The 16,715-nt window shown below is 58.2% G+C and carries 16 protein-coding genes; 12 read left to right on the top strand and 4 right to left on the bottom strand.

What is annotated here, in order from left to right:
• The first annotated feature begins 31 nt into the window (after window positions 1-31).
• On the top strand, window positions 32-1,282 hold the full coding sequence (locus A3EC_RS0106200) for a flavin-containing monooxygenase (protein WP_018024316.1): 1,251 nt from the start codon (window positions 32-34) through the stop codon (window positions 1,280-1,282).
• A gap of 34 nt (window positions 1,283-1,316) precedes the next feature.
• Here A3EC_RS0106200 and A3EC_RS0106195 read toward each other — a convergent pair whose 3' ends face one another.
• The 3 genes from A3EC_RS0106195 to pgm form a co-directional block, all read right to left on the bottom strand.
• Window positions 1,317-2,798, bottom strand: a complete 1,482-nt coding sequence (locus A3EC_RS0106195) for a YeeE/YedE thiosulfate transporter family protein (protein ID WP_018024315.1) — start codon at window positions 2,796-2,798, stop codon at window positions 1,317-1,319.
• 142 nt (window positions 2,799-2,940) lie between these two features.
• Window positions 2,941-3,723, bottom strand: coding sequence for a hypothetical protein (locus tag A3EC_RS0106190; RefSeq protein ID WP_018024314.1), 783 nt, complete (start codon window positions 3,721-3,723; stop codon window positions 2,941-2,943).
• A 68-nt stretch (window positions 3,724-3,791) separates the two neighbouring features.
• Complete coding sequence (gene pgm, locus A3EC_RS0106185) at window positions 3,792-5,453, bottom strand: phosphoglucomutase (alpha-D-glucose-1,6-bisphosphate-dependent) (RefSeq protein WP_018024313.1); 1,662 nt, start codon at window positions 5,451-5,453, stop codon at window positions 3,792-3,794.
• 146 nt (window positions 5,454-5,599) lie between these two features.
• Here pgm and A3EC_RS12745 point away from each other — a divergent pair, with 146 nt between their 5' ends.
• From A3EC_RS12745 to A3EC_RS0106165, 5 genes are all read left to right on the top strand, one after another.
• Window positions 5,600-5,938, top strand: a complete 339-nt coding sequence (locus A3EC_RS12745) for a fluoride efflux transporter FluC (RefSeq protein ID WP_083879979.1) — start codon at window positions 5,600-5,602, stop codon at window positions 5,936-5,938.
• Complete coding sequence (locus A3EC_RS0106180; protein ID WP_018024312.1) at window positions 5,935-6,324, top strand: fluoride efflux transporter FluC; 390 nt, start codon at window positions 5,935-5,937, stop codon at window positions 6,322-6,324. The genes A3EC_RS12745 and A3EC_RS0106180 overlap by 4 nt, the downstream gene beginning before the upstream one ends.
• An 87-nt stretch (window positions 6,325-6,411) precedes the next feature.
• Window positions 6,412-7,899 carry an alanine/glycine:cation symporter family protein gene (locus A3EC_RS0106175; RefSeq protein ID WP_018024311.1) on the top strand — a complete coding sequence of 496 codons (1,488 nt, stop codon included), beginning with the start codon at window positions 6,412-6,414 and terminating at the stop codon, window positions 7,897-7,899.
• Window positions 7,900-7,930: 31 nt separating this feature from the next.
• Window positions 7,931-9,022: a GTP-binding protein gene (locus A3EC_RS0106170; protein ID WP_018024310.1), complete on the top strand. Its 1,092-nt coding sequence runs from the start codon at window positions 7,931-7,933 to the stop codon at window positions 9,020-9,022.
• Window positions 9,023-9,146: 124 nt separating this feature from the next.
• Window positions 9,147-9,794, top strand: a complete 648-nt coding sequence (locus tag A3EC_RS0106165; RefSeq protein ID WP_018024309.1) for a DUF4352 domain-containing protein — start codon at window positions 9,147-9,149, stop codon at window positions 9,792-9,794.
• 8 nt (window positions 9,795-9,802) lie between these two features.
• On the opposite strand, the gene A3EC_RS0106160 is transcribed toward A3EC_RS0106165, so the two are convergent.
• Window positions 9,803-10,300, bottom strand: coding sequence for a hypothetical protein (locus A3EC_RS0106160; protein ID WP_156812868.1), 498 nt, complete (start codon window positions 10,298-10,300; stop codon window positions 9,803-9,805).
• A gap of 146 nt (window positions 10,301-10,446) precedes the next feature.
• Between A3EC_RS0106160 and A3EC_RS11580 the strand changes: the two genes are divergently transcribed.
• The 6 genes from A3EC_RS11580 to A3EC_RS0106130 all read left to right on the top strand — a co-directional run bounded on the left by A3EC_RS11580 (window position 10,447) and on the right by A3EC_RS0106130 (window position 16,411).
• Complete coding sequence (locus A3EC_RS11580; protein WP_018024307.1) at window positions 10,447-11,898, top strand: PepSY-associated TM helix domain-containing protein; 1,452 nt, start codon at window positions 10,447-10,449, stop codon at window positions 11,896-11,898.
• Between the two features lie 113 nt (window positions 11,899-12,011).
• Window positions 12,012-13,241, top strand: coding sequence for an ABC transporter substrate-binding protein (locus tag A3EC_RS0106150; RefSeq protein ID WP_245532956.1), 1,230 nt, complete (start codon window positions 12,012-12,014; stop codon window positions 13,239-13,241).
• Window positions 13,225-14,322 carry a FecCD family ABC transporter permease gene (locus tag A3EC_RS0106145; protein ID WP_018024305.1) on the top strand — a complete coding sequence of 366 codons (1,098 nt, stop codon included), beginning with the start codon at window positions 13,225-13,227 and terminating at the stop codon, window positions 14,320-14,322. The genes A3EC_RS0106150 and A3EC_RS0106145 overlap by 17 nt, the downstream gene beginning before the upstream one ends.
• A 2-nt stretch (window positions 14,323-14,324) precedes the next feature.
• Entirely contained in the window at window positions 14,325-15,101 is a 777-nt protein-coding gene (locus A3EC_RS0106140; RefSeq protein ID WP_018024304.1) for an ABC transporter ATP-binding protein, read from the top strand.
• Window positions 15,102-15,710 carry a hypothetical protein gene (locus tag A3EC_RS0106135; protein WP_018024303.1) on the top strand — a complete coding sequence of 203 codons (609 nt, stop codon included), beginning with the start codon at window positions 15,102-15,104 and terminating at the stop codon, window positions 15,708-15,710.
• 122 nt (window positions 15,711-15,832) lie between these two features.
• Window positions 15,833-16,411 (top strand): hypothetical protein, encoded by a 579-nt coding sequence (locus A3EC_RS0106130; RefSeq protein ID WP_245532955.1) that lies wholly within the window; start codon window positions 15,833-15,835, stop codon window positions 16,409-16,411.
• Window positions 16,412-16,715 lie beyond the last annotated feature (304 nt).

The following is a 16,715-nucleotide window of genomic DNA, read 5'->3' as shown; positions in this document are numbered from 1 at the left end:
GCTCCTAGTCCAATACCCAGGAGGTGCCCACGTGGAGAAAGTCGATGTAGTTGTGGTTGGCGGTGGCCAATCCGGCGTCGCAGTGAGCGAACACCTGACCAACAAAGGTATTAGCCATGTTGTCTTGGAAAAAGACCGCATCGCGGAACGCTGGCGCACTGGCCGCTGGGATTCCCTGGTCACCAATGGCCCTGCGTGGCATGACCGCTTCCCTCGCGCTGAACACAGCGTCCACGGCGATGACTTCGTCCCTAAAGATGGCGTCGCCGACTACATGGCGGATTACGCTGCCAATCATTGCGGCGACATCCGCGAGGGCGTGGAGGTGCGGAAGGTTACCCGCAACCCGATCACCCGGGGCTTTTTGACGGAAACCTCCGCAGGAGATTTCGAGTCCGACTACGTCGTTTCTGCCACTGGCGCGTTCCAGATTCCAGTCATCCCGCCGGTGATTCCGGCGGATGCACCCGTCACCCAGCTGCACTCGGATGACTACCGTAACCCGCAGGACTTGCCAGCCGGCGGCGTTCTTGTCATTGGTTCGGGTTCTTCCGGCGTGCAGATTGCGGAGGAACTGCGTGAAGCTGGTCGTGAGGTATTCCTCGCGGTCGGACCACATGATCGTCCGCCACGTCGCTACCGTAATCGCGACATCATCTGGTGGATGGGTGTGCTGCACCGGTGGGATGCGGCGGTTCCGGAGGACGGCGGCGCCCCGGTGGCGATGGCTATGTCCGGCGCTAAGGGCGGTAACACGATTGATTTCCGCAAGATGGCGGCGTCGGGAATCACCCTCCTTGGCCTGGCAAAGAGCTACCAGGACGGTGCTTTGCAGTTCGCTGACGATCTGCGCGCGAATTTGGATGATGGCGACCGCCGCTACTTGGAGCTGCTCCAGGAAGCAGATGAGTATGTCGCCACCAATAATATTGAGCTGCCTGCCGAGCCGGAGGCTCATGAGCTAGGCGAATACCCAGACTGTGTGGTCAACCCGATTCTTGAGCTCGACTTTGCCGCTAACGGCATTTCCACTGTGATTTGGGCGACCGGTTTCGCCCGCAATTACGATTGGCTCCAGGTCGACGGCGCTGTCGATGAGCGCAATAATCCGTTGCACCACCGTGGTATTGGCCAAGCTCATGGCCTGTATTTTGTTGGTTTGCCGTGGCAGTCGCGCCGTGCGTCCAGCTTTATTTATGGCTGTTGGCACGACGCGCGTTTTATCGCCGATCAGATTGAGTCGAAGAAGTTCTACCACGCTTACGAGCACGCACTGGGCTAGCGCGACCTATCCAGCCCTGCCCGCCTAGCCCGACCTATTTGGTCACCGAGATAGTCCAGCCGGCATCGCCAGTGGCATGGAAGTCGGAGATGGTGTAACCCTCATCCGCCGCCCATTCCGGGATGGTTTCGGTGGCCTGGGTGCAGTCAAAGTCGAGCACTAAGGTCTGCCCCCGCTCGAGCTGCGCCATCGCCGCCCGCGCGTCAATCAGCGGGAATGGGCACACTGCCCCGAGCGTGTCCAGCGCAAACTTACCTGGCGCCACTTCCCGCAATTCCGATGCGGCCGGTTCCTGCGGCCGCGTTTTCAGCAGCACCGGCGATGCAGCCACCGCCAGTTTGAGGGCAGGGTCACTGTCCGCACCAGTGGGCTTATTGACGTTTACCGACCGTGGGCTTCCGAAACCGGCACTCGGGTTCTGCGCCAGCTCAGCATCCAACTCAGAATCTAGCTCTGCGTCGAGCTCGGCATCCAGCTCGGCATCAAGAGCGGCGAGGTCAGCGTCAACTGGCGATACGTTCTTCGTTGGCTTCAGCCAGATTTTCGCGGCGATGTACACCCCAACTGCGGTGAACAATAGTGCCACCCAACCCTTGTACGAGAACAACGAGGTTTGGACCATGCCATTGCCGACAGTGCAGCCGCCTGCCCAAGCAGCGCCTACGCCCATCAGCAAGCCGCCGACAACGCTGCGCACCGAGGTCACAGCATCTGGTACTCGAACGCGGAACTCACCAGCGAACTTCGCGGCAACAAAAGAGCCCACCAAAATACCGAGCACCAGCAGGGTGCCCCAGTTCAACGATTCTGGGTTTGCGGTTGCCAGGTAGTTGACCGTGTCTGCCGAAGGTGTCGTGATTCCCAATCCCGAGTTGCGGCCGGTTGCGGCGGACAGTGGCCAGGCAACCACTCCGATAAGGCCAACCAGCACGGCGGCGGTGTACAGGTGCAGCGAACGCTTGGTCCAGTGGCGGCGCAGCTGTGCGATTGGGCGCTGCTTTTCGCGGCGCAGATAAAAGGCAGTTAGATACGCAGTCAGTGCGGAAAGTGCGATGGCAAACACCCACGGTGACACGCCTAGAGTCTGTGGGATCGTGGTGGCATTGATTGTGCGGTCAGCCAATGCGTCATTAAGCCCCGAAAGCGGGCCGGTCTTCATGGCGGCGGCGGACACTGCGTACCCGGCCAGGGCCAACCAGGAACCGACGAGGCCTTCACCAGAGCGGAACCAGGTGCCGGTTGCGCAGCCGCCTGCTAGGACGATGCCGATGCCGAAGAGCAGGCTGCCGATAATGACGGCGGCTGGCGCGAAGTTCGACACTTTCGGCGTGATAATCCCAGCGGCGGTCAGCGCGGCGACGCCGATGGCTTGGATGGAGATAACGATGAGTAGTGCGGTCAGTGGTCGGAAGGTTTTGCGAGTGAAGATGTCCCGGAGCATTCCGGTGACGCAGAACCGCCCGCGTTGCAGCACGATGCCTAGGACAATGCCTAGACCTAACCCAGTAGCGATCATGAGAGCTCCTAATGCGAGTCGTTGGTAATTTTCCCGACCCACATTAGGACATACAGACCGATCTGTCTAGACCGCTCTGTCTATAAAGTTTGCTACCTCTGCTTCTCTCAGCTGAATCCCTACCCCGCTGGCATCTTAAAAGTCACTCCGACCTGCAGTCTTCATAGGTCGCCGCGGCGCGCGATTCGCCGATGAACGACCTAATCCGCTCCGGCGAGGCGTAGTCGACAATGACGCCCAGGTGCGGCCAACACCAGTCTGTCCGACCGAGCGATGCCTTATCCGAGGTGCGGCACATGAAAACTTTCTCCCGCGGCTCACCCACCCGGGTGAAAAGATCGGACAAGTTCTCATGCATCGCCGCGAAAAACAGCGCTTCTTCCGCGGACTCCGATGCACCATCCGCCAACTGCGAAATTCGGCGCATGTGGGCGCAGGCTCGCGGACTATCCAGCTGTTTCGCCGCCGATTTAAGGTCCTTCTGCTCCATATCGCCATCAACAACGGCGCATTCGGCAGCCATAAAACCAGGCACAAAACCATCTAATTCGGTGGTCGTGGTCACCGCCGGCAGCGGTTTTTCCACCAGGGCGCCATGGAAATCCTCGTAATCATGCGGCGCCATGGTCGTTGCCGGCACAGTCCGAACGTGCGGTTTCGGGTCGGTGCGCACCCAATAGCCATGCAGCGCCGCGGCGGAAGGACCAATCAACACATGGTCCTGTGCATTGAGCGCCGCCGCTTCGCATTCGCAGGCGTACTGCTGCTGGTCATCAAGTTCAGACCATTCTTCGGTCGGGTAATAGTAATTTCCGTCGACCTTCACCAGCCCTGCGGTATCGGGGCTGGCATGTGTGCAGCTAGCGTCAGGCTTTGTGCGCCATCCGCCCAGCTTGGTCCGGATAAAACCGGGTTTGATGCTCATGTGGGCATCCTCCTCAGGTGGCAGAACCTTTCACTGCCACCCGCCGAATTCTGCCCCGGGCACGTGGCTTACTGGCCAAGCACCTCTGCCACGACTGCCTGTGCTTCAGCCTGAACTTTCGCCAAATGCTCTTCACCACGGAAGGACTCAGCATAGATCTTGTACTTGTCCTCGGTCCCCGATGGTCGTGCTGCAAACCAGGCACTCTCGGTGGTCACTTTAAGCCCCCCGATCGGTGCCCCATTGCCCGGCGCGGCCGTCATTTTTGCAGTAATTGGCTCCCCCGCAAGGGTGTCAGCCGTGACCTGCTCCGGCGACAGTGACTTCAAAATCGCCTTCTGTTCCCGGTTCGCTTCGGCATCAGTGCGGGCATACGCGGGGCTGCCGAATTTTTCCGTCAGCTCGGCGTAGCGCTGCGACGGTGTCTTACCGGTCACTGCAGTAATTTCCGCAGCCAGCAGGTCCATGATAATGCCGTCCTTATCGGTCGACCACACGGTGCCGTCCTTCTGCAGGAAGGACGCGCCCGCGGATTCTTCACCACCGAAGCCAATGCTGCCGTCAATAAGCCCCGGCACGAACCATTTAAAGCCCACCGGAACTTCCACCAGGTTGCGACCAAGGTCCGCAACGACGCGGTCAATCATCGAGGAGGACACCAAAGTTTTACCGACGGCGGTCGCTGGGTTCCAGCCGTCACGGTGTGCAAACAGGTAGTCGATGGCAACGGCCAGGTAGTGGTTCGGGTTCATCAGGCCCGCATCTGGGGTGACGATGCCGTGGCGGTCGGCGTCGGCGTCGTTACCAGTGGCGATGTCGTACTTATCGCGGTTATGCACCAAGGAGGCCATCGCTGCTGGCGAGGAGCAGTCCATCCGAATCTTGCCGTCGTTATCCAGGGTCATGAAGCGCCACGTAGCGTCGACCAGCGGGTTCACCACTTCAAGGTTCAAGTTGTATGCCTGTGCGATAGCGCCCCAGTAGTCCACGGAAGCCCCGCCCATTGGGTCCGCGCCGATGTGCAGCCCGGATTCGCGAATAGCGTCAAGGTTCACCACATTTGGCAGTTCACCGACGTAGTTCGCCATGTAGTCGTACTTAACCAGCAGGGTTGGGTCCGCGCTGCCGAGGGAGGCGCGGTTGACGCCATCGAGCCCAGCGCGCAGGTACTCATTGGCACGGTTGGCAATCCAGTCGGTGGCGTCAGTGTCGGCTGGGCCGCCGTTCGGTGGGTTGTATTTGAAGCCGCCGTCACGTGGTGGGTTGTGCGATGGAGTGACGACAATGCCGTCGGCGCGGCGCGAGTCGGTGCCAGTCACGCCGCCGTCGAGCTGCGCGTTGTGGCTGAGGATAGCGCGGGATACTGCCGGGGTTGGGGTGTAACCGTTGGCGGCGTCAATCATGACGGTGATGCCGTTGGCCACCAGCACCTCCAGCGCGGAGGTCATTGCTGGTTCGGACAGCCCGTGGGTGTCGCGGCCGATGTACAGCGGCCCACCGATGTTCTGTGCGGAGCGGTAATCGACGATGGCTTGGGTGGTGGCCCAAATGTGGTCCTCATTGAACTTGGTGTCCAAGCTGGAGCCCCGGTGGCCGGAGGTACCAAACGCGACCTGTTCGTCCAGGTTTTCTGGGTCTGGATGCTTGGTGTAGTACGCGGTGACCAGCGCAGCTACGTCAATGAGGTCCTGTGGCTGCGCAAGCATGCCAGCACGTTCGTGATTAGCCATTTTCCGACTCCCTTTGCGGCTAGGGTGCGATGTAAGTTCCAGTCTCCCTTGAAATTGCCGATCGTGCAGCCGCCGCCGCACTTTTCTCCCATTTATGGGGATTCGCCGGGCCGCAGCGCGCTTCCCGACGCCGCTACACTAGGTCCGTGACCTCCCCCGCCCCCGCCTTCGACCCGCGTGCTGCTGCCCAAGTCAGCCTCGGCGCCGCCGTCGGAGCGTGTTTACGCCTCGTCCTTTCGGTGGCCTTCCCCGGACCCTGGCTGATTGTTGCGGTCAATGCGGCAGGTTGCGCCCTTTTGGGCTTAGTGACGGTTAGGGCCAGGCGCTTTACCCCACTACTCGGTCCTGGATTGTGCGGCGGATTCACCACATTTTCTGCATTCGCGTTGCCGCTCGCGGAAGGCACCGGCTGGTTGCCAGCGGCGGTGACTGTCGTGGTGTGCCCGTTGGCGTATTGGTTGGCGGTGCGGGGACACGACAAATGAACACCGAAATGAATACGGAACTGCCCTACCTGACTGATCTGGCGTCCTGGCCAGTATTGCTGCTGCTCACAGCAGTTGGCGCAGCTGTTGGTGGGTTGACGCGTTACTGCCTCGGGGTGACGCTACCGAAGTACGTGGGGACCCTGGCGGCAAATATTGTGGGTTCCTTTGCCTTCGGCATCGCTATCGGTGGTCTGCTGGATTATTCCTTTGGTTATCTGGCCATGCTCGGGTTCGCGGGGGCTACGTCCACCTGGTCGACGCTGGCCGGGGAGATAGTGACCTTAGCGCGCCGTTCACCCCCAGATGGCAGGGCTGTTGCCTACCTCATCGTGACAGTAGGAACAGGGGTGGCAGCGGCCTGGCTCGGGTTGCACCTTCGTTAGGGGCTGACGGCGTGTGGGTTTTCGTCGATAAGTAACTAATTGGTCGGAAGTCCCCAGAATATGGCCTACTCTAGGTACTTTTGCAGCATGGAATCCTTCAATTCAACCCTGGAAACAATAGGCGGCTTCGTCTGGGGCCCATTCCTATTGATCCCGCTGCTACTGGGTACCGGCATTGTGCTGACCATTCGGCTGCGCGGCATTCAACTGCGCAAACTGTTTTCCGCATTGCGCCTTGGCCTGATTGACCGGAAAGATGATGCAGGCGACGGCGACGTGTCGCAATACCAAGCGCTAGCGATGGCCTTGGCCGCGACGGTCGGTGTCGGCAACATTGTGGGTGTGGCAACCGCCATTTCCGTCGGTGGCCCCGGCGCGCTGTTCTGGATGTGGATTACGGGCCTGATTGGTATGGCCTCGAAGTACTCGGAGGCATTCCTCGGTGTGCGCTTCCGCACCACCGACGCAGCCGGTGAACAGGCCGGTGGCCCGCAGTACTACCTAGAACGCGGTCTGGGCAACAACTTCGGCAAGTTCCTAGCAGTGTTCTTCGCGGTGGCCGCGACCATTGCATCCTTCGGTATCGGCAACATGACGCAGGCCAATGCGGTGGCCACGAACCTGGAATCCTCATTTAATATCTCGCCGATGTTCGCCGGTACTGTCATTTTCGTGCTGCTTGGCGCGGTGCTACTCGGTGGCGTACAGGCAATCGGTAAAGTCGCGGCAGCTTTCGTGCCAATGATGATTGTGCTGTACGTCGGCGGCGGCCTGTGGGTGCTCGTGATGAACGCATCCAGCATTCCAGAGGCACTGGCGTTGATTTTCACTGACGCATTCACCGGCACTGCGGCTGCTGGTGGCTTCCTGGGCTCCGGTATTTTGCTGGCGCTGCAGATGGGTGTGGCTCGCGGTATTTTCTCCAACGAATCCGGTATGGGTTCCGGAGCAATTGCCGCAGCGGCTGCAACCACCACGCACCCAGTGCGCCAAGGTTTGGTCTCCATGACGCAGACCTTCATCGACACCATTATCGTGGTGTCCATTACCGGCCTAGCCATTGTCACCACTGGGGTGTGGAAGGCAACTGGCGACGATGGCCTGTTGATTTCCGCTGGTGCAATGACTTCTGCCGCCTATGAGAAGGGTCTGCCGGGCGAATGGGGTGGCTACATTGTGGCTATCTCTGTGGTGTTCTTTGCCTTCTCTACCCTGCTGGGCTGGTCCTACTACGGCGAGCGGTCCTTCGAACGACTGGTAGGCCGCCGCGGCACCACCCCGTACCGCTGGATGTTCACCTTTGTCGCCTTTGTGGGTGCGACGCTGCCGCTGGAGCCAGTGTGGAATATCTCTGACATTGCGAACGGTTTGATGGCACTGCCGAACCTGATTGGCCTGTTGCTGCTGTCCGGTCTGGTGGCCCGGGAAACCAAGGCCTACCTCGACTTTGACCCGGCGCTGCGCGCGTCCGTCGACCAGGTGGAGGATTTCTTGATTGGCCAGGGGCAGGAACATTTGATTCAGCGGCCACCGGCAAAATACATGAATGAATCCCCGGGCGACCGGATTTATTGATAATCGTTTTCATAGGACTATTATTGGCGGAATGACTGACTCCCCAGTACAAACGCCAGTAACAGTCCTGTCCGGATTCCTCGGGGCCGGTAAAACGACCCTGCTCAATCACCTGCTTGCCAACCGCGCCGGCCGCAAGCTCGCCGTGATTGTCAACGACTTCTCCGAAGTCAACATCGATGCCGACTTGATTGCCGCCGGCAGCTATCTTGAGCGCGGCGAAGACCGCTTCGTGGAACTATCTAACGGCTGCATCTGCTGCACCCTGCGCGAAGACCTGGTCGAATCCGTCGATAAGCTCGCACGTTCTGGTGAATTCGACCAGATTGTCATTGAATCGACCGGCATCTCGGAGCCAATGCCAGTGGCCGCCACCTTCGAGTGGGAATTTGAAAACGGCACCCGGCTGGCTGATGTCGCCCCAATCGACACCATGGTCTCCCTGGTGGATGCCTCCACATTCCTGCACCACCTGCGTACCGGCCGCAAACTCGCCGACGCCGACCAGCAGGCAACCCCAGATGACGAGCGCACCGTCGCCGACCTGCTGGTGGACCAAGTGGAATTCGCCGACCTTATCCTGGTGACCAAAACTGACCTGGTGGACGAAGACTGGGCCCGCGCAACCGAAGATGCTGTCCGCGCGATGAACCCACGCGCCCGAATCATGCGCGTGACCAATGGCGAAGTCGGTGCGAACCTGATTCTGGACGCGCACCTTTACGACGAGAAAACTGCGGCCACCTACAACGGCTACTGGGAAGAACTGAATAACCCGCACACTCCGGAAACGGAAGAGTACGGCATCTCTTCGGTTACTTTCCGTGGCGATCGTCCGTTCGATCGGGAGCGTTTGGTGAAGGCTCTGCGCGCTACCAACGGCATGGTGCGCTCGAAGGGGCACTGCTGGCTTGCGGACCAGTTGGAACTGGCCCATGTGTGGTCGCAGGCGGGCCCGAACTTGACCATCAGCCCTGCTGCCCCATGGAACGCCGCTGGCGTGAAACCTTCCAATGAAGTTGTGCTTATTGGGGTGAACTTCGACGGCGAAGCCGCACTGCAGCGTTTTGAAAAGGCAATGCTTACCGACGAAGAGACCATGGCTCTCTTAGCTGAATATTAGATTCTCTTTTCGAATTTGGGGTTTTTGTCAGAAATCCCTGTCTGAGCCGCCTGATAGCTATATAAGCGAACCGCAATGAGCGGTCCAGATTGGCTATCAGGTAGCCACGACAGTTTGGAAAGACATGACCACTCCAACCCCAGAACAGCACAACCCTTACGGTGACGGCACCCCGGCAGGCATGCCACAGAACCAGTACGCGCAGGCGCCGATGCCGCAGCCGAAGAAAAAGAAGAAGTGGCCATGGGTGGTCGGCATCATCGCTGCCCTAGCCATCGGCGGCGCCATGGTTGGTGGTGGCGACTCTGACACCACGACAACGCCGGGCACAGACACTGCCGTGACGGACCGTGCTGACGGCCAGGCCACCCAAGCGGATAACAAGAAGAAGGACGAAAAGCCACAGACAGATGTGGCAATTGGCGAAACCGTCGACTTCAAGGGCATGAAGGTGACCGTCAGCAACCTGCGTGCTGAGTCCGACGTCTTGGGCTCCTACACCTGCGCCGACGTTGACCTGGCGAATGATTCCGACAAATCCAAGCACTTCAGCCAGTTCGACTTCAAACTGCACCGCCCAAGCGGAGTCATTGCTGACACCACCTTCACTGGCCTAGACATGAAGACGCTGGAAACCGCGGAGCTTGCTGCTGGCGGAAAGACCAGCGGCGCTATCTGCTTCGACGGCGCGCCAGAGTCCGGTGAAAACAAGGTTGAGTACGAAGGCAGCTTGTTCAGCTCCACCAAGCCAACCTGGTCTGCAACCATGTAACCACCGGCCTAGCTAAAGTTGCCCATTCCGAATACGAAAAAGAGCACAATAGAGCGCCACCTGCGCGCGAGCGGGTAGGTCCACCGACGTAACGGGGACAACTGCACAGCTAGCTCATGTATCTCCGCTGCCGACCCCGGCGGCGGAGATACCTTTTTGCGCCCCTTCCCCAGGCTCACCCAGATTTCGCTGATTTCCCTCGCCGCAATATCCGGCTCAATCCGCAGGTAGGGCGCGCCAAAGGTCTGATCATAGCCGAAGGACCCGGGCGCCAATTCAGGTGCGAAGCGACTGACTTCCATGGCGCATGGGAAGGGCCGTCGAAAACGCGCAACCACTTTGCCATGTGCTCTGACCGTCACCCGCCGCCGCTTACTCGGCCCGACCCGCGGGAACTCGGGGTCGACTTCACGCAGCTGTTCCGCAGTCCCAGCGAACACTTCAATCGTCCCACCACTGGGATGTTCGATCCGCCAGATATCCATCGGCTTCGACTGTGCGTCCATACTGTCCAATGTACCCATAACCTGCATTTCTTCACTAACTTGAACAAATTTCGCAGCTTTCGGGAACTTTTTAGGTGGGCAATTTGCGGGTGACGGGCTGCACATTTGACCGGAACTTGTGCAATGTTTCAGCCGACAAGTTAGCCATGACAGATCTGAAAACAGCATCAGAAAGTTCTCCGCCTCGAGTCGCGGGGCGAAGTGTCCGTAGTTTCCTGCACCGATTCCATACCATCGCCGGCATATTCATCGCACCGCTGCTGTTTGTCGCGGCGTTGTCCGGACTGTTCTACGCTCTGGCGCCGACCGCAGAAAACATCTACTACCGGGACACGCTCACTGCGACCTCCGAACAAGAAGCACGACCAGTGTCAGAGCAAATTGCTGCGGCACAAAAAGTGCACCCAGAACTGGCATTCAACGCAGTACAGGTCTTCGACAATGACGACCGGACAACACGGGTACTGTTCACAAACCCACAACTGCCACAAGGCCAACGCCAAGCCGTATTTGTGGACCCAGGCGACTTGCGAGTAACCGGAGACATGCCAGTTGCAGGGTCGAACAACTCACTTCCGCTGCGGCAATTCATCTCGCTCGGCCACAAGAATCTATGGCTAGGCGAACCCGGGCGACTGTACTCGGAACTGGCGGCATCGTGGATGGGGGCGCTTGCGATTTCGGGAACGTGGCTGTGGTGGGCGCGGCGGAAGAAGATTGCCCGCGGTAAAGAAGGGTCCAAGCGAAATGGCGCCGTGAAGACACACTCAATGCTGGGACTGGTGGTGCTGCCAGGGTTGCTGTTTCTGACGGTGACTGGTCTGACGTGGTCGTCGGTGGCAGGCGCTAATATTGGTGAACTACGTACACAACTGAATTGGCGCGCGCCAAAACCTGTCGTAGAGATGGCAGCGCCGACGGGAAGTGCAGCCGCCACCCCAGTTGACCCGCATGCTGAACACGGTGGCACCCATGGTGATGCCGCCATAGCTCACCTCGTAGATTCTCTCGCGCTTTTCAAAGAAGCCGACACTGTACTGCTCGCGGCGCGCAGCGCAGGGCTTAAAGACATGGTCGAACTGAAGGCACCTGCTAAACCGGGCCAAGCGTGGACAGTAACGGAAAACCGCCTGCCGAACAAGTTCAGCAACGACACCATCACGGTTAACGGGGTCTCCGGTGCACGCGTTGATTATGTTGCGTTTGCGGATTGGCCGCTACCGGCGAAAGTGACTGACTGGCTTATCCAAGCGCATATGGGCATCTTGTTGGGGTGGGCGACTCAGGCGGCGCTGGCGCTGCTGGCGGTCGGCATCATGGTAACCATCGGATACGGGTACCTCATGTGGTTCCGGCGCGGTAAGGGCTCGGGTTTCGGCCGGCTGCCTTCAAGCGGCAACTGGAATGCGACGAGCAAGAAAGCTCTAGCAGGCCTGTTGCTCTGCCTTGCTGGCTACGCCATCATTGCGCCGCTATTTGGTATCTCGCTCATGCTTTTCGCCGCAGCGGAGGTTACATATCAAAAGGTTGCCAGCAAACGAAGCGGCGGTAGGACTCCTGATAGACCCCCAGCTGGCGCTGCGGAAAACATCACCTAAAAGCCGCGGACAGACCACGTTGCCCAGCCTAACACCCAACACATTAGGTAAGGCTTGCCTTACCTCAATATTGAGGCTTAAGATTCCTTTCGTTCATTGAAAGGAGCTCTACCTTGACTTCTGGTCTCAACCCGTCAGCACGCCGTTCCGACCAGGCGGCGGCGATCCAACACAGCGACTCTCTCACGGTGAGGCAACAACACGGGCTGTTGCTCAGCAGGCGCAGCCTCTTCAAGGCCGCCTTGATACTTGGCAGCGGCACCGCAGTTGGCCTTGCCGGGTGTTCTACGCGCGAAACGCAGCCTACGTCTGGGCCCCGCAGCAGCAATGCGGATTCACCATCAACCGGCTCCTTTGACATCACCGATCAGAAGGGGCGGACAGTCACCTTCGACCGTCCTGTGGAGCGGATTGCAACGACAGTAATTCCAGCGCCGTCCATGCTTATCGCTGCAGACCAGGGTATGGACAAACTGGTTGCCATCAATAAAGCCAGCAAAATGCAAGCAAAGCGCGGATTCCTCGGCGAAATGTTCCCTGAACTAATGAAGCTTCCGGAAGCTGCAGCCGGAAATGACTTCGTCCCAAGCATTGAAACTATTGCCGCGCAGAATCCCGATGTTGTTATCCAGTGGGGACATCTGGGCAACGACATCGTTGCGCCGATTGAACAAGCCGGGCTTGAACTACTGCTCATCCTGTATGGAACGCAGGAAGACCTAGAGACCTGGGTGTCCATGTTCACTAAACTTGTCGGGAAACCGGAGCGTGGCCAGAAGATTCTGGGCAATATGCACCGTGACCGCAAAGCCGTAGAAGAGGCCGTTGCCAAAACGAAACAGCGCCCTCGTGTGGTCCAAATCTTCAACTACGACGAAATGCAGGTCGCAGGCACCGATTCCTACATGGACTTCGGGATGACTCTAGCCGGCGGCGAAAACGTAGGCACGAAGGCAGGGTCAGGCTCATCAATCAAGGTGTCCAAAGAAGAACTCTTGTCGTGGAACCCGGAAGTTGTGCTCATCGGCAACTTCTCCACGGCTACTCCGGACGCCATGTATTCGGATCCGTTCTTTGCAGATATGGATGCCGTCAAAAACAAGCGGGTGTACAAGATTCCAAACGGCGGCTTTGCGTGGGATCCGCCAAGCAATGAATCGAATCTGATGTGGCAGTGGACAACCTCTTTGCTTCACCCAGAGGTCGCTGATTTCCCACTTCGCGACAACATGAAAAAGGCGTACGAGTTCCTCTACGACCACAAGCTCACCGATGAACAGATCGACCGCATCCTCGCGGTTCCTGCGAATGCACAGAGCAAAAGCTATGACCGTTTCCGTTAAACTATCCGGACAAAGCGAAGCGCGAGAGCTTCCCGCTGCTTCCGACCACGCTGAAGGTTTGCACCACCGCAAGTCTGTCGGTGTGCTCATCACTGCCGCAGTAGCGGTTTTTGCAGTCTTCATTGGCGCGTTGTCCGCTGGACGCTTTCATGTTCCATTCAATGAGGTGCTTCGCATACTGATTGGTCACTACTTTGACCTACGGCAAACATGGACCACACAAGAAGAGCAGGTAGTCCTCGGCTCACGGCTGCCCAGAGTGCTACTGGCCATGATTGTCGGCGGTGGGTTGGCGCTTGCCGGCGCAACCCTGCAAGCGGTATTCCGCAACCCGTTGGTCAGTCCACAAGTCATCGGGGTCTCTTCTGGCGCTTCATTCGGCGGTGTTATCGCGCTGCTGCTTGGCCTCGGAACTTTCTGGCTCATCGGCTTTTCTTTTGCTATTGGGCTGCTATCCATTTGGATTGTCATCAGCGTTGGAAAAACACGCAGTGGCGGCTCCATCCTGATGATCGTCCTGGGAGGTATCGTCGTCAGTGCACTTTTTTCTGCCTTGGTGTCCCTAGTGACCACAATCGCGGACCCCTACACCACCTTGCCGTCAATCGTCTTCTGGCTCATGGGTTCGCTTAGCGCCGCATCGTTGTCAAAAGTGGTGGTCGCACTGGTGCCTATTGCGCTCAGCGCCACGATCGTTTTGAGTTTGCGCTGGCGCATTAACGTTCTGAGCCTTGGCGATAACGAAGCACGTTCACTCGGCATCAATCCCCAACCATTGCGCATCGCCTTGTTGGCAATGGTGGCTCTGATTACTGCAGGTGCCGTTGCAGTTTCCGGCGTGATTGGCTGGGTTGGTCTTGTCGTGCCTCATATTGCGCGGCTGCTTGTCGGTCCCGATCATCGAACCCTGTTGCCGCTGTCCATCCTCATTGGTGCCGGATACCTCGCACTCATTGACACCCTGTCGCGCTCTGTTGCCAGTGCAGAATTACCCGTCGGCATTCTCACAGCTGTCGTCGGTGCACCGGTATTCATTTGGCTTCTTCGGGTATCTCACAAGAACGCAGCAATCGAGGACTAAGCATGCCCGAAACAACTCTTCGTACCAACGACGTCGGATTCCGTTACGGCGAGCGGTGGATCTTCCGCAACGTCAATATTTCCATCGCCTCTGGCACAATCACCAATCTGCTCGGGGCGAATGGCGCTGGAAAGTCCACCCTATTGAGCTTATGCGCGGGCATTACTGCCCCGACCCATGGCACGGTGACTAGTACTGGCGAAATCGGCTTCGTGCCACAGGCCACCGCTGGAGTGTTCCCTTATACGGTTTTCGACATGGTGTTGATGGGGCGAGCCCGAAAACTCGGCATGTTTGCGCAGCCCGGCTCGGAAGATTATCGAGTTACGGCCAACGCCCTTGAGCGCGTGGGCCTGTTGCATGTAGCCAGCAGTCCCTTCCTTCGACTGTCCGGCGGCCAGCAACAGTTAGTGCTCATCGCACGCGCGCTAGCTACCGAATGCCAAACCCTCATCCTCGACGAGCCAGTATCGGCACTCGACCTGCACAATCAAGCCTTGGTGTTGCAGCTGCTTGCAGATCTGAAAGCAGAAGGAATGGCGGTGATGCTGTCCACACACAGTCCGGAACACGCGTTGCATCTTGGCGGACAAACTCTTGTTCTGGGTTCCACCGGCACTGTCCATGCAGGCCGGACCCACTCTTTGCTTAATGACGAAGTGCTGAGCGATCTGTACCGAATTGACCTGTTCCGGCACACCATCCCAGATGGCAATCGTAGCCGGGAAGTGCTTGTCACCAGATACGAAAGCGTCCACCAACAAGAAAAGGATTCTTAAATGACTGATAAACAAGCCAAACTAGTTCTGTACCTTCGCATGGGCGCGACCTCGATGGTGCCGCCGCAGACGCCATCACTGAACGAAGTACGGCACTTGGATGCCTACGATTTTCCAGATGCAGACCTGTCTGGTGTATCCGGTGTGCTTATTTCGATGGCAGTGGACCAACAGTTCTTGTCGACCTGTAGCGATAAGCTCGAGGAGTTTATCCGTCAGGGTGGTCGGGTTGCGCTGATGGGCCACCCGGTTGTGAAGTTCTTGCCTGGTCAGGGCGATTTCCGCAAGCTTGACTATGCAGCACCCGCTGAGTTGTATCTATCCGCGGGTGACGCACACCCAGTGTGGAATGGAGTCGATTTTCTGGATATTTCCGCACGGCGCGGCGTCACGGGTTTTTATGCGCGGGGATACACGCTCAACCATCCACGTGGTGCAGTGATTGCCTCGCACATTGGACCGCACAAGCTGCCTGTTGATTACGTCTACGCCTATGGAAAAGGTCAGGTACTCATTCATCCAGGAATTGAACTTGCCGTTTTTGCGGGTGACCAGAACTCTGCCGCACGAATCCACCCACAGCTGATTGATTGGTTGCTATCCCGATGAAAAATTCACTACCACACACGGTCCTTCCCGATGGCTCGGTATTAAAGAGGACTGACCAGGCGCCGTTGGACGCTAGCCGCCTCGCGATTGTGCATAATGGCTGCTATTTTCACCTGACCACAATGCGAGACCCGGCTGTACTTGCCCATCAGCCAACCTGGTTCTACCTGCCGAAGCTGCAGCCAGGTGATTTGGACGGATTCGAGACAGTGATTCTGGCCGACCGTATGCACCCAGACCTGGTTCGCGCCCATGCCGACGAGTTCCTTGAAGTTGCACAGCGTGGCAACACCTTGGTTGTCCTGGGCATTAATGAAGCCGAAACCTGGGTACCTGGCCTTATTCATATGGATCGGCCTACCAATTTCTGGTGGTGGTCTGTGGGTGAAGACCCAGGAATTCGTTTGGATTCGCCAACGCATCCAGCCTGGAAGTACCTGACTTCCAAGGCCACTATTTGGCATCACCATGGCGCTTACCTTAGCGAATCGGCCGGGGCGCAGACACTGGTTCGTCTGGACGAGAAGAATGCTGCCGGGAACTGGGAAGAAGTTGGCGCGATTGTTCTGGAAGACAGCTCGTCAACGCCTGGGCGAATCATTACGACCTCGCTTGACCCTTTCTTCCACCACGGCAGTAATTTCATGCCTGGCTCCACTCGTTTTCTATATAGTCTGTTGCGCTGGGTAGACCACAGCTAGCGGGTACGCTCCTTACTCTCCCGCAAGCGGCCTACCTCCCCGAGGCCGTGCCCGTACGCTTTTAGTCCACGCTTTCCGACGGAATCTGCTCAGCGATGCTCCCGATGAATTAGACATCGTCGTCCTCCACGCCGTTGCCGCGGGCCCGGCGTGTACTTGGGCGGCACATGCCAAGGCCGCAGATTTATTTATTGAGATTCCGTGCACGGATGACGCACAGAAATTAGTCACGTTACCTAACGTTTCGGTGCAGTGGTTGGCGCGGAGAAGGATACGTGTGCTGCCCCGGGCAATGTTCCGGATG

Source organism: Corynebacterium ulceribovis DSM 45146 (assembly GCF_000372445.1).
Classification (GTDB): Bacteria; Actinomycetota; Actinomycetes; order Mycobacteriales; family Mycobacteriaceae; genus Corynebacterium; species Corynebacterium ulceribovis.
The sequence above is the reverse complement of the archived record's forward strand: the minus strand, read 5'-3'. Positions and strand labels throughout refer to the sequence as shown.

Bases quoted from the DNA above. Each gene is read 5' to 3' on its own strand.
- A3EC_RS0106195 (WP_018024315.1), bottom strand. From the start codon at position 2,798: ATGATCGCTACTGGGTTAGGTCTAGGCATTGTCCTAGGCATCGTGCTG.
- A3EC_RS0106190 (WP_018024314.1), bottom strand. From the start codon at position 3,723: ATGAGCATCAAACCCGGTTTTATCCGGACCAAGCTGGGCGGATGGCGC.
- pgm (WP_018024313.1), bottom strand. From the start codon at position 5,453: ATGGCTAATCACGAACGTGCTGGCATGCTTGCGCAGCCACAGGACCTC.
- A3EC_RS0106180 (WP_018024312.1), top strand. From the start codon at position 5,935: ATGAACACCGAAATGAATACGGAACTGCCCTACCTGACTGATCTGGCG.
- A3EC_RS0106175 (WP_018024311.1), top strand. From the start codon at position 6,412: ATGGAATCCTTCAATTCAACCCTGGAAACAATAGGCGGCTTCGTCTGG.
- A3EC_RS0106170 (WP_018024310.1), top strand. From the start codon at position 7,931: ATGACTGACTCCCCAGTACAAACGCCAGTAACAGTCCTGTCCGGATTC.
- A3EC_RS0106165 (WP_018024309.1), top strand. From the start codon at position 9,147: ATGACCACTCCAACCCCAGAACAGCACAACCCTTACGGTGACGGCACC.
- A3EC_RS0106160 (WP_156812868.1), bottom strand. From the start codon at position 10,300: ATGGACGCACAGTCGAAGCCGATGGATATCTGGCGGATCGAACATCCC.
- A3EC_RS11580 (WP_018024307.1), top strand. From the start codon at position 10,447: ATGACAGATCTGAAAACAGCATCAGAAAGTTCTCCGCCTCGAGTCGCG.
- A3EC_RS0106145 (WP_018024305.1), top strand. From the start codon at position 13,225: ATGACCGTTTCCGTTAAACTATCCGGACAAAGCGAAGCGCGAGAGCTT.
- A3EC_RS0106140 (WP_018024304.1), top strand. From the start codon at position 14,325: ATGCCCGAAACAACTCTTCGTACCAACGACGTCGGATTCCGTTACGGC.
- A3EC_RS0106135 (WP_018024303.1), top strand. From the start codon at position 15,102: ATGACTGATAAACAAGCCAAACTAGTTCTGTACCTTCGCATGGGCGCG.
- A3EC_RS0106130 (WP_245532955.1), top strand. From the start codon at position 15,833: ATGCGAGACCCGGCTGTACTTGCCCATCAGCCAACCTGGTTCTACCTG.